General features: G+C 72.1%; 12 protein-coding genes. 3 read left to right on the top strand and 9 right to left on the bottom strand.

Annotation, left to right across the window (positions count from 1 at the left end; genetic code table 11):
• Positions 1-77 precede the first annotated feature (77 nt).
• Both VJ976_RS10760 and VJ976_RS10755 read right to left on the bottom strand, forming a co-directional pair.
• Positions 78-719: an NUDIX hydrolase gene (locus VJ976_RS10760; protein ID WP_324100220.1), complete on the bottom strand. Its 642-nt coding sequence runs from the start codon at positions 717-719 to the stop codon at positions 78-80.
• Complete coding sequence (locus VJ976_RS10755) at positions 694-1866, bottom strand: glycosyltransferase family 4 protein (RefSeq protein WP_324100219.1); 1173 nt, start codon at positions 1864-1866, stop codon at positions 694-696. The genes VJ976_RS10760 and VJ976_RS10755 overlap by 26 nt, the downstream gene beginning before the upstream one ends.
• Positions 1867-1970: 104 nt before the next feature.
• On the opposite strand from VJ976_RS10755, the gene VJ976_RS10750 reads away from it, so the two are divergent.
• From VJ976_RS10750 to VJ976_RS10740, 3 genes are read left to right on the top strand one after another with little or no spacing between them, the layout of a single operon-like run.
• A complete protein-coding gene (locus VJ976_RS10750) occupies positions 1971-2831 on the top strand; it encodes a PIG-L deacetylase family protein (protein ID WP_324100218.1) in 861 nt (286 codons plus the stop codon).
• Positions 2828-3877: a lysylphosphatidylglycerol synthase domain-containing protein gene (locus tag VJ976_RS10745; protein WP_324100217.1), complete on the top strand. Its 1050-nt coding sequence runs from the start codon at positions 2828-2830 to the stop codon at positions 3875-3877. The genes VJ976_RS10750 and VJ976_RS10745 overlap by 4 nt, the downstream gene beginning before the upstream one ends.
• A gap of 43 nt (positions 3878-3920) precedes the next feature.
• Positions 3921-4403 (top strand): precorrin-2 dehydrogenase/sirohydrochlorin ferrochelatase family protein, encoded by a 483-nt coding sequence (locus VJ976_RS10740; protein WP_324100216.1) that lies wholly within the window; start codon positions 3921-3923, stop codon positions 4401-4403.
• Positions 4404-4432: 29 nt separating this feature from the next.
• Here VJ976_RS10740 and VJ976_RS10735 read toward each other — a convergent pair whose 3' ends face one another.
• The 7 genes from VJ976_RS10735 to VJ976_RS10705 all read right to left on the bottom strand — a co-directional run.
• Positions 4433-5188 carry a cobalamin biosynthesis protein CobB gene (locus tag VJ976_RS10735; RefSeq protein WP_324100215.1) on the bottom strand — a complete coding sequence of 252 codons (756 nt, stop codon included), beginning with the start codon at positions 5186-5188 and terminating at the stop codon, positions 4433-4435.
• Positions 5185-6504, bottom strand: coding sequence for a MurT ligase domain-containing protein (locus VJ976_RS10730; RefSeq protein ID WP_324100214.1), 1320 nt, complete (start codon positions 6502-6504; stop codon positions 5185-5187). Before VJ976_RS10730 ends, VJ976_RS10735 begins: the two co-directional genes overlap by 4 nt.
• Positions 6505-6506: 2 nt before the next feature.
• Positions 6507-8114: a glutamine-hydrolyzing GMP synthase gene (gene guaA / locus VJ976_RS10725; protein ID WP_324100213.1), complete on the bottom strand. Its 1608-nt coding sequence runs from the start codon at positions 8112-8114 to the stop codon at positions 6507-6509.
• A 43-nt stretch (positions 8115-8157) separates the two neighbouring features.
• Positions 8158-8487, bottom strand: a complete 330-nt coding sequence (locus VJ976_RS10720) for a DUF3817 domain-containing protein (protein WP_324100212.1) — start codon at positions 8485-8487, stop codon at positions 8158-8160.
• Positions 8484-9242 carry an SURF1 family protein gene (locus tag VJ976_RS10715; protein ID WP_324100211.1) on the bottom strand — a complete coding sequence of 253 codons (759 nt, stop codon included), beginning with the start codon at positions 9240-9242 and terminating at the stop codon, positions 8484-8486. The genes VJ976_RS10720 and VJ976_RS10715 overlap by 4 nt, the downstream gene beginning before the upstream one ends.
• Positions 9243-9270: 28 nt before the next feature.
• Entirely contained in the window at positions 9271-10572 is a 1302-nt protein-coding gene (locus VJ976_RS10710) for a YncE family protein (protein WP_324100210.1), read from the bottom strand.
• A gap of 108 nt (positions 10573-10680) precedes the next feature.
• A partial coding sequence (locus VJ976_RS10705; RefSeq protein ID WP_324100209.1) for an IMP dehydrogenase occupies positions 10681-11227 on the bottom strand: 547 nt, incomplete at its 5' end.

Here is an 11227-nt window from a genome sequence, read left to right as displayed (position 1 = left end):
CCGCCGATGAGGGCGGCCAAGCCGAGGACGTGGGCGAAGACGAGGAGCTGGTAGACACCGTCCATGCCTCTAGCCTCTCACCCGCTCAACCGTGCCCCGGCGAGGACCTCGCGGCCCCACGGCTGCAGTGGGGTGGAGGAGCCCAGCTGCGCCAACGGGACCCACGCCGCCTCCTCGGTAGAACCGCCGACGTCGTGCACCACCGGCTCCTGCGGCCTGGGGCACCGGGCGCGGTAGACCAGCCGCACGGCGTGGAAGTTCTCGAACCGGCCGGAGGGAGCGCGCCCGGCCCAGTGCCCGCTGGTCACCGTATGAGGCCGCACGTCGGTGAGCAGCTGGCCGGTCTCCTCCCAGACCTCCCGGTGCACCGCGTCCACGGGGTCCTCACCGTCGTCGATACCGCCACCGGGCAGGCCCCAGTGGCCGCTGCGTGAGTCGGTGAACGAGGTCAGCAACACGCAGGGGAGGCCGTCGACGTCCTCGGTCACCAGCGCGTAGGCGGCCAAGCGTTGGTAGGGGTAGGCGGGCGCCTGGGGTTCTACCGCGTAGCGCAGCACGACCTCCGGTTGCTCACCCGCGCCCGCCTCCAGTCGTGCTCCGAGCCAGCGCGGCTCCCAGCCGGCGATGGCCAACGTCCGGGCCGGATCCTCGCCGTGGGCGACTCCCGCCTCGTAGCGCACCGCCCCTGAGGCGTCACGCGCCTCGACTCGCGCGCGCATCCGCTCCCCCCTCTCGGCCGAGCCCCTGAAGAGCCCCCTCGTAGTGTCCCAGGGTGTCGGCCGTCACCGCTGGCCAGTGGTGGTCCCACGGCGGATGACGGTGGTGGTGCTCGGCGTACCGTCGCAGGCGCGCGGGGTCGGCCAGCAGGTCAGCGAGCGCGGTGCTGAGCTGGCGGTCCCCCGTGGCGAGGACGCCCCCGACCCCGGGCTGGACCACGTCCCGCACCCCCGTCCCGGTGTACCCCGCGACCGGGAGGCCGGCGCAACGAGCCTCCAGCGCGGCGATGCCGAAGGCCTCGTGCCGGCTCGCCGCCACGTACAGGTCGGCGTCGGCCAGATGCCCGGCCAGGTGAGCGCGCGGTATTCGCCCCGGGAGATCGACCCATTCACGCAGGGTGGTGCCGCCGACCAGCGCCCGCAGCGCGGACCACCATGGACCGTCGCCCAGGATCGACAGCCGCGGTCGCCGGTGTGCCGGTACGCGCTCACGCACCCGGGCGAGAAGGGCGATGAGGTGCAGGGGTCGCTTGCGGGCCGAGAAACGCATGGCGCTCACCACTCGCGGACCCGGCCCACTCCCCCCCGGCACGCTGACCCTGCTCGAGCTCGACGAACCTCGATGCGCCCGGGCGCCCCCGTGGGTCCAGGCGGGCACGTCCAGCCCGTTGCGCAGCACCGGCACCTCCGGGAGCCGCAGCAGGCCTTCGAGCTGCTCAGCAGCGACCGTGGAGACCGCGGTGGGCCGCACGCCCCGCTCGACCAGCCGCCGCCAGGTGGGGGCCAGCGCCAGCGCCAAGGGAGAGGACCCGGGCAGGCTGTGCCAGGTCAGCAGGGTCGGCAGCCTTCCGCTCGCCGCGATGCCGGCCGCCTGCTGGGCGAGGGGCCCCAGCACCCCGATGTGAGCGTGCACGACATCGGCGCCGGCCAGCACCTGCCGCAACCGTCGGCCGGCCCCGAGGCCGACCGGTGCACCGACCGGGTTCGCGACGGGCAGACGCAGCACATCGCGCTCCGGGGGGCCCGGGGTCGCCGTGATCACCAGGGGCTGGTGACCCGCCCGACGAAGCGCCCTAGCCAGGCCCGCGACCTGCACCTCGATCCCGCCCAGACGGGGCGGGTAGCAGTCGGAGACCAACGCGATCCTCACGCCGACAGCGTGTCACGCTGGGAGTATCGTGAGCCGGCCAGGCGTCAACCACACCGCTGGTGCGCAGGAGGCGCCCACCCGGCACGACGAGGGGACGAGAGCGCGTGCGACAGACTGTGGTCGCGGTGAACGCCCACCCCGACGACGAGGCGATACTCATGGGCGGCACGCTGGCGGCACTCAGCGCGCGCGGACACCGGGTCGTCCTGGTCACGCTGACCCGAGGCGAGGAGGGCGGGCCGGTCGGCCCAGGCTGCGAGGACGACATGGAGTCTCGGGGGGCGCGACGCATGGAGGAGCTCCGGACCAGCGCGGTGGCCCTGGGCGCCTCGGACGTCATCGACCTGGGGTACGCGGACAGCGGGATCGGCCCGCAGGTGCTCCCCGCCCTCGGGCGGCGTCCGCGGCTGCATGTCGTCCCGGTGCTGCAGGCGGGCGCGAGGCTGGCGGCGGTGCTTCGCGACCAGCGGGCCAGTCTCGTCATCGGCTACGACCCCGCGGGCGGCTACGGTCACCGCGACCATGTGCGCGCCCACCACCTCACGAGGGCTGCCGCGGCGCTGACCCCGGGGGTCCGGCTGGTCGAGGCCACCCTCCCCCGCGAGCCGATCCTGCGCACGGTGCGTGCCGGGTACCGGCTGCGGGGCCTGCCCGGCCTCAACGGGTTCTTCGCGCCCGACTTCACGCCCCAGCAGTGGGCCCGGAGCTTCACCCCCTCGTCGCGGATCACGCACCGAGTGGACGTGCGCGCCCAGGTGGCGGCCAAGCGCACAGCACTGCACGCCCACGTCTCGCAGCGCCGGGCCGGCACCCGCAGGCCTGGACTGTGGACCCTCGTCCTGGGTCTGCCGGCGCCCCTGGCCCGGCTCCTGCTCGGCTGGGAGTACTTCGTCGAGCCAGGGCGCGGCGCGGCCCCCCCGACGCGGCGGGCGGCCCTTCACGACCTCGCGGCGGAGCCCGCATGAAGGAGCACCCGCCCGAGGAGGCGGCTCGCTTCGGCTGGCGAGAGACCGCGCAGTCCGTGGCGGGCATCGCGCTGGCGGCGGCTCTGGTGGTCTTCGGCCTGCCCTGGGTGGCCGAGACGACCTGGCCGCAGATCGCCGCACAGCTGCGGCTGGTCGGCCCCGGCTCGGCCCTGGGTATGGCCGCACTGTTGCTGGCCGGCCTGTACTGCTACACCCACACCATGATCGCCTCGCTGCCCGGCCTGACCCATCTGCGCGCGCTGATGGTCAACGCGGCGGGCTCGATGGTGAGCAACCTGCTCCCCGGAGGAGGGGCGGTGGGGGTGGCCCTGACCTACGTGATGTTCCGCTCCTGGGGCCACCTCCGCCGCGCCATCTCCACCTCGATCCTCGTGCTCACGGTCTGGAACATCCTGGCCCGCCTCGCCCTACCGGTACTGGGGGCCCTCTTCGTCCTGCTGGGCCCCGTGCAGGCCCCGCGCCCGGTCCTCGTTGCCGCCGCTCTCGCCGCCGGGATCGGCGTGTTGGTCCTGGGCTTCTTCGCCGGAACGGTCTTCTCCGAGCGCGTCGCCCGCGAGGTCGGCGGCGCCCTGGGCACTCTGGCCTCACCCTTGGCCCGGCGCTTCCCCCAGCTGGCCGACCTCGACCACTTCGTGGCCGACCAGCGTGCGCGCGTGGAGGCCATCGTGCGTCGGTCGAGCCTGCGCCTGAGCCTGGGCCTGGCGGGGATGTTCGGCTTCCTCTTCGTGCTGTACGTCGTCGCGTCGCGCTCGGTCGGACTGGAGCTGGGGCTGGCCGCGCTGTTCGCCGCGTACGCGTTCCGGCAGTTCCTCACCGTGGTCGCCATCACCCCGGGCGGTCTGGGCGTCACCGAGGTGGGCACCGTCGGCATCCTGGTCGCCTTCGGCGGCGACCCGTCAGCCGCGGCGGCGGCCGCGCTGCTCTATGCCGTGTTCACTCACCTGCTGGAAGTGCCCCTGGGTGCCGTGGCCTTGTTGGCGTGGTGGGCCGGACGGCGGCGGCGTGCCCGGACGGAGGTCTCGTGAGCGGCAGAATGGCGCCGATGGACCTCGACCTCCCCGACTCACGGTGACCACCCTGCTGGGGCTCGACCTCCGCGGCCGCAGGGTGCTCGTCGCAGGCGGAGGCGTAGTGGCGGGGCGCCGCGCCCGCCGCTTCGCCGCCGACGGCGCCGACGTGGTCGTGGTCGCCCCCGCGCTTCGCGACGAGCGCCTCGAGCACCTGGTCCGGGGAGACCAGGTCACCTGGCTCCCGCGCCCGGTGCAACAAGGCGACATCCAGGGCTCCTGGCTGGTCCTGGCCGCGACCGACGACCCCGCCACGAACGACGCTGTGGCGCAGTGGGCGCATGCTGCCCACGTCTGGTGCATCCACGCCTCCCAGGCCCGCGCCGGAAGCGCCCGCATGGCCGCCAGCTCGCAGCACGGCGAGGTCCTCCTCGGGGTGGTCTCCGACGGCGGGGTGGACCCGGCTCGCGTGGCTGCGGTGCGCGACGCGCTCGCTGACCACCTGGACAGTGGTGCGGTCGACCTACGCCGACGCCGGCGGTGAGCGCAGGTCGACCGGGGCCGTGTGCCGCGCTAGCGGCGACGGGCCGAACCGGACTGGACCAGGCGGGACACCTGAGCTTCATGCGCCCGCCGAGCGACGGTGTCGTCCACCTCGGCCGGCTGCCAGTCCCCCGTCGCTCGGCGACAGGCGATCTCCAGCAACCCGTCGGCCAGGGCCGGGTTGGCCGGCAGGACGGGCCCGTGCAGGTAGGTGCCGACCACGTTGTGCACACGCGCGCCCTCGGTGGAGTCCCGGCCGTTGTTGCCCTGGCCGTAGCGGACGCGCCCGAAGACGGCCTGGCCCGAGCCCAGCACGGTGGAGCCGGAGTGGTTCTCATACCCCACGACCGAGCCGAAGTCGGTCTGCAGCACCACCGGGCCGATCATGCGGCGCTCGTTGCCTCGGGTGGTGACATCGAGGATGCCCAGACCCGGCAGGCGGGCCCCTTCGGCGGTGATGAAGGCCTCGCCGAGGAGCTGGTACATGCCGCACACCATCAGCATCGGCGTCCCCGCTGCAGCGAGCTCGCGCAGCCGGTCGGCCTGGACCGCGAGGTCGTCCTGCACGCGAAGCTGGCCGGAGTCCTGCCCGCCACCGCCCAGCAGCAGGTCGGCCCGTTCCGGCCAGGGGTCTCCGGGCCCGTGGTTGTGCACCACCGGGGTGTAGCCGTGCCAGCGCAACCGGGCGGCCAGGCACCGGGTGTTGCCCAGGTCGCCGTAGATGCTCATCTCCTGGGGGTACAGGTGGACCAGATGCACCTCACCCTTGCTGGTCGTGCTGCTCATGCGCCGGTCGCCTTCGGGTCCTCCCCGAAGCGCGCCAGGTCGTACCGGCTGGACAGCCGGCGACGCAGGTGCATCATCGCGGTGTAGGTGCAGAACAACCGGGTGGGCTCGGCGTCGTGCTGGTCCAGGAAATGATCCAGCGCAAGGTCCAGGTCGCACTCGGTCCGCCCCACGGGCACGTCGTCGTACATCAGGCGCAGGGCCATGTCCCAGCCGCGGACCCCGCTGGTCATGCTCACCCCGCGTTCGCGCAGGCTCGCGAAGGAGACGTCGTACAGCCAGGACACGTCCCGGCCGTCGGCGTAGTTGTCGTTGATCGCAATCATGGTGGCGACCGGCTGGGCGCCGTAGGTGGACAGGGCCACCGTGAACCCGGCCGGGTTCTTGACCAGCACCAGCTCCAGCGGATGGCCACCCACGTCGATGGTCTCCCCGCGACCGAACGGCGGGTGCACTGCTTCCAGAGCGTTCTTGGCCACGTCGGCGGAGAAGTCCTCACCGAGCACGACGCGGGCCATCGTGCAGGCCGCGGTGGCGTTGATCATCGCCGCCAGGCCACGCTGGCGCAGTCGCAGCGGCCCCACGTCGTCACCACCGGGGTCCTGGACGGTGAAGGCGTCCTGGTCGTGAGGCAGCAGCACCCCGTCGCCGGAGCCCATCCTCGGGGCGTCCGACGGGTCCTCGAAGCGGACGTCGGCCTCCTGGATCTCCGGCAGCCGGTCGGCGATGACCGGGTCCACCCCGAACCAGCGCACGCCCACCCGCTCGGCCACAGCAGGGCCGACGCGGGAGACGAAGGCGTCGTCGGCGTTGAGCACCACCACCTGAGTGGTCTGGTCGGCCAGCCGGGACAACAGCCCGGCCGTGAAGTCGATCTCGGCGAACCGGTCCAGCTGGTCGCGGGCGACGTTGAGCAGCAGGGCGTGCGTCGGCGGCACCACGGCGGCGAAGTGCAGCGCGTGGGCCTCGTCGAGCTCCAGGACAGCCACATCCGCGTGCAACCGCCCACGCAGGTCCACCTCGCCCAACATCGCCGAGATCACCCCGCGCGTGAAGTTGCTGCCGGTGGGGTTGGTGAACACCGGCAGGCCGTGCTCGCGCAACACGGCGACCAGCATCTTCGTGGTCGTGGTCTTGCCGTTGGTCCCGGTGACCACGACCACCCCCCGCGGCATGGCCGCCAGGGTGTGCCGCAGCACGCCGGGGTCGATAGTCTCGCTCACCAGACCGGGCAGGGCGGAGCCACCGCCCCGGAACCGCGAGACCACTCTCGCGACCTTGCCGGCGGCCAGCGCTGCGGTCAGCCGGGGCCGCACGCCTACTCCCACTCGATCGTGCCCGGAGGCTTGCTCGTCACGTCCAGGACGACGCGGTTGACCTCTTCCACCTCGTTCGTGATGCGTGAGGAGATCAACGCCAGCACCTCGTGTGGCAGCCGGCTCCAGTCGGCGGTCATCGCATCCTCGCTGGACACGGGGCGAAGCACGATGGGGTGGCCGTAGGTGCGACCGTCGCCCTGAACACCGACCGAGCGCACATCAGCAAGCAGCACCACGGGGCACTGCCAGATCTCACGGTCCAGCCCGGCGCGGGTGAGCTCCTGGCGAGCGACGGCGTCCGCCCGGCGCAGGATGTCGAGGCGCGCGGCGTCGACGGCCCCGATGATCCGGATAGCCAGCCCGGGGCCGGGGAAGGGCTGGCGCCACACGATCGACTCGGGCACCCCCAGCTCCAGGCCGACGTGGCGCACCTCGTCCTTGAACAGGGTACGCAGCGGCTCGATGAGGCTGAACTGCAAGTCGTCGGGCAGGCCACCGACGTTGTGGTGGCTCTTGATGTTCGCCGCTCCGCTGCCCCCGCCGGACTCGACGACGTCGGGGTAGAGGGTGCCCTGCACCAGGTAGCGCACCGGGTGGCCCTGCGCGTCGGCGCTGCCGGCGATGTCGCGCGCGGCCCGCTCGAAGACCCGGATGAACTCCCGCCCGATGATCTTGCGCTTGGTCTCCGGGTCGGTCACGCCGTCCAGGGCCTCGAGGAACTGCTGCTCGGCATCCACGGTGACCAGGTCGACCCCGGTCGCGGCCACGAAGTCCTGTTGCACCTGCTCGGCCTCACCCTCGCGCAGCAGGCCGTGGTCGACGAACACACAGGTGAGCTGCTCCCCGACCGCCTCGTTCACCAGCGCTGCCGCCACCGAGGAGTCGACCCCGCCGGAGAGGCCGCAGATCAGCCGGGCGTCGCCGACCTCCGCGGCTACCCGGTCGATGAGGTCTCGCGCCACGTCGGCGGTGGTCCAGTTGGCGCGCAGCCCCGCCCCGTCCCGCAGGAAGTTCTCGAGCACCCGCTGGCCGAAGGTGGAGTGCACGACCTCGGGGTGCCACTGGACTCCGTACAGCCTGCGGTCGTCGTCTTCGAACGCCGCCACCTGGGAGCCCGGGCTGGTCGCGGTGACCTTCGCGCCCGAGGGCGCCTGTGTGACGGCGTCGCCGTGCGACATCCACACGGGCTGGTCCTCCGGCTGCCCGTCGAAGAGGGTGCTCGCGGTGTCGGTCACGCGCGCCCGGGTCTGCCCGTACTCGCGCATCCCGGTGCGAGCCACCTCTCCGTCCATGGCCGCTGCCATGGCCTGGAAGCCGTAGCAGATGCCCAGCACCGGTACACCGGCGTCGAGCAGTGCCTCCTCGAGCCGTGGCGCCCCGTCGGCGTACACCGACGCGGGGCCCCCCGAGAGCACGAAGGCGCTGGGGCTCTTGGCCAGCATCTCCCGCACCGGCATGTCGTGCGGGACCAGCTCGCTGTACCGGCCGGCCTCACGCACCCGGCGGGCGATCAGCTGGGCGTACTGCGCGCCGAAGTCCACCACCAGGACCGGTTCGTCGGCCAGCGTCTGCCCCGGGGGCGGGCCATCGCTCTGCGTCTGCGTCACACCGAGCAGGCTACCGGCGACGGACCCGAGCCCGTGGCACCGTTCAGGCCGTCGTCGGCGCGGCGTGACGCTGCGCCAGCTGCGCCTTGGCGCTGCGGGTCATCCGGTGTTCGACCACGAAGGACAGGAAGGGCACCGTGCCTGCCAGCATCACTGCGACCATCGTGGGCAGAGACCAGCGCAGCTCGAACCCGAGCATGGCGACGGCCAGCAGGTAGAGCATGTAGAGGAAGCCGTGCGGCTGGGCCCACCAGTCCAGCAGGTGGTTGTCGAAGCCGTAGCGCAGCACCATGTGCAGCGTCAGCACCAGCAGCGCTACCCCGACCACCATGGCCATGACCTGGAAGAACCGGAGCTTGGCGAGGTCACTCACGACGCCACTGTAGGCCGTGGGGCTGAACGCTCCGGCCGGGGACGGCTGGCCTGGTGCAGGAAACGCAGGTACATGTAGACCGCGAACCCGGCGAAGACCCACCACTGCAGCCCGTAGCCCACGTTGCGCCAGTCGACCGCCTCGGGGACCAGAGCCGGCGGCGGAACGGGCCGGACGTCTCCGCCGCTGACCGGCGGGCTCTCCTCGGTGGCGAACACGAACGCGTTGTAGAGCTCGCCCGGCCACTCGTTGGCCAGCGCCGCCAGGTCGACCGAGGCACGCTCGCCCTCGGCCAGGCCCTCCTGCGACCCGCCCGTCGCGGACTCGCTCGGAGCCAGGGTGCCGGTCACGGTTCGCTCGCGGGCGTCCGGAGCGACGGCGAGGTCGGGGTCGGACACCCATCCGCGCAGCACCGGCAACAGTGCGCCCTCGTCGGTCCGCAACGGCACCACCACCCACCACCCCCGCCGGGAGTCCAGCACCCGGTCGGGCACGAGGAACTGCAGGTCAGCCAGATAGCGCCCCTGGGCGAACACCGTCCGACCGGAGACCGCGTCGTCGTAGGGCGCGTAGGGCCGGGTGACCTGATCCACCGGCATGGCCGGTGCGGATGCCTGCTGCTCCAGCCGCTCCGTCGCCGAGGCGTCGGAGGCTCGGCCCATCTGCCAGCGACCCAGTTGGGCGAAGGCGATCACGATGACTACCAGCAGCGCCAGCAACGCCAGCCAGCGCGGTTGCAGGGCGGTGCGGAGCACCCCTTCAGCGTACGGCGCAGCCTCAGCGTCAGGCGTCGGGCTGGTCGTCGAACACGTACAGGCTGCCGCCGTAGCAGGCGACCCAGACGTGGTGGGTGACCGGGTCGTAGGTCAGTCCGATCGGGTTGGCGTCGGTCGGCTCCTTCTGCAGCACCTCCATGTTCTCGGTGCCGATCTTCGCGACCGAGGGCTCGTAGTAGTTGACCACGTACAGCGCCGTCCCGTCCGAGGAGAGCGACATGCTGCGTGGTTCCCTGCCGGAGGTCACCTCGTCGACGATCTGCTCGGTCTCGGTGTCGATCTTGTGGACAGTGTCCGCTCCACTGACCGCCAGGTAGAGCCACTTCCCGTCCTCGGAGAGGTTGAGGTGCCGAGGCTTGTCGCCGGTGTTCATCAGGACCTCGCTGTCCCCGGTCTCCAGATCGACCTTGAACAGCTTGTCGGCGTACATCGCCGCCACGTAGGCGGTGCGGTTGTCCGGCATGACCTCGATCCCCCGCGGCGCGGCCGCAATGGGGATCTCCACGGTCTCCTTGGCGCTCTTCCGGTCCACCACGGAGATGCTGGAGTCACACCAGTTGCTGACGATGACCCGGCTCTGGTCGGGCGTGATGTCCACGAACTTCGGCACCGCCCCCACCTCGATGACCTGGTCCCAGTCCATGTCCTGGGCGTCGAAGCGGTAGAGCAGCGAGCCTCCCACGCCGTCGGAGGGGCTGCACGCGTCGAAGCCCTCCTTGCCGAACCCTTCGCCGTACATCGTGTACTGCGAGACATAGGCGTACCGGCCGTCGTCGGTCCAGGCGGCCTCCACCGGCGCGCCCCGGGAGGTGCCGGGGTGGCCGGACAGGTCGAACTCGGACAGCTCCAGTCCGTCGTCCAGAGTCTCGAGCAGCTCACGGCTGCGCGAGTCGTACACGGTGGAGGTATGCCGGTACATCATGTTGTTGGCGATGACCAGCCCCGCCCCCGAGGCCACCACCGACTTGGGCGTGATGTCCCCGGTGATGTAGTCGACCTTCTCCATGGTCGTCTGGGCCGAGGGCGTGGCCGGCGGCTTGAGCACCACCCCTGCGTTGTTGGCCTTGGACTCACCGGAGGGCTCCCGCGTGGACTGGACCGCCGCATCGCCGCCGCCGCTACCCCCCTCGCCACCGTCCCCTCTGTCGTCGCCCCCGTCTGCCGCCGCGGCGTCCTGGCTCGCCCCCTCCTCGTCCCCTCCCGTCAGGGAGAGGCACGCGGTCAGGCTGATGGCGAGCAGCAGGGCAGCCAGCGCGCCACCGACCACGCGGCGCCGTCTCCGGTACAGGGGATCCTTGCTCAGGCGCATCGCAGGGGCACCTCCGTCTGGCTGCGTCGGATGGGCGTATCGCCATCCTAGGCAGCGGAAGGGCCCACGCCGATGAGGCTGGCGAAGTGGGCGGGCGCGTCTCGCGGGTCAGTAGGGCGAGGCCACGACCTCGACGCGCTGGAACTCCTTCACGTCGGTGTAGCCGGTCGTCGCCATGGCCCGGCGCAGCGCACCCATGAGGTTGGTGGCCCCGTCCGCGTCGCGGCCTGGACCCAGCAGGATCTCCGACAGGCTCCCGACCGTGCCCACATAGACCCGTTCACCCCGTGGCAGCAACGGGTGATGGGCCTCGGAGCCCCAATGGAACCCGTGTCCGGGTGCCTCGTGGGCTCGCGCCAGGGCCGCACCGATCATCACCGCGTCGGCACCACAGGCCACCGCCTTCACGATCTCACCGGAGTTGCCGACGCCACCGTCGGCGATGACGTGCACGTAGCGGCCGCCCGACTCGTCCAGGTAGTCGCGGCGAGCGGCGGCGACGTCGGCGATCGAGGTGGCCATGGGGGCGTCGATGCCCAGGGTGGTCCGCGTGCGGTGCGCCGAGCCCCCACCGAAGCCGACCAGCACCCCCGCCGCGCCGGTGCGCATCAGGTGCAGGGCGGCGGTGTAAGTGCCGGCCCCGCCGACCACGAAG

Origin of the sequence: Ornithinimicrobium sp. (assembly GCF_035267225.1) — a bacterium.
Lineage (GTDB): Bacteria > Actinomycetota > Actinomycetes > Actinomycetales > Dermatophilaceae > Ornithinicoccus.
This window is presented reverse-complemented; position numbering and strand designations above follow the sequence as displayed.

Coding starts and splice junctions, on each gene's coding strand:
- VJ976_RS10735 (WP_324100215.1), bottom strand. CDS start 5,188: ATGAGCAGCACGACCAGCAAGGGTGAGGTGCATCTGGTCCACCTGTAC.
- VJ976_RS10760 (WP_324100220.1), bottom strand. CDS start 719: ATGCGCGCGCGAGTCGAGGCGCGTGACGCCTCAGGGGCGGTGCGCTAC.
- VJ976_RS10745 (WP_324100217.1), top strand. CDS start 2,828: ATGAAGGAGCACCCGCCCGAGGAGGCGGCTCGCTTCGGCTGGCGAGAG.
- VJ976_RS10710 (WP_324100210.1), bottom strand. CDS start 10,572: ATGCGCCTGAGCAAGGATCCCCTGTACCGGAGACGGCGCCGCGTGGTC.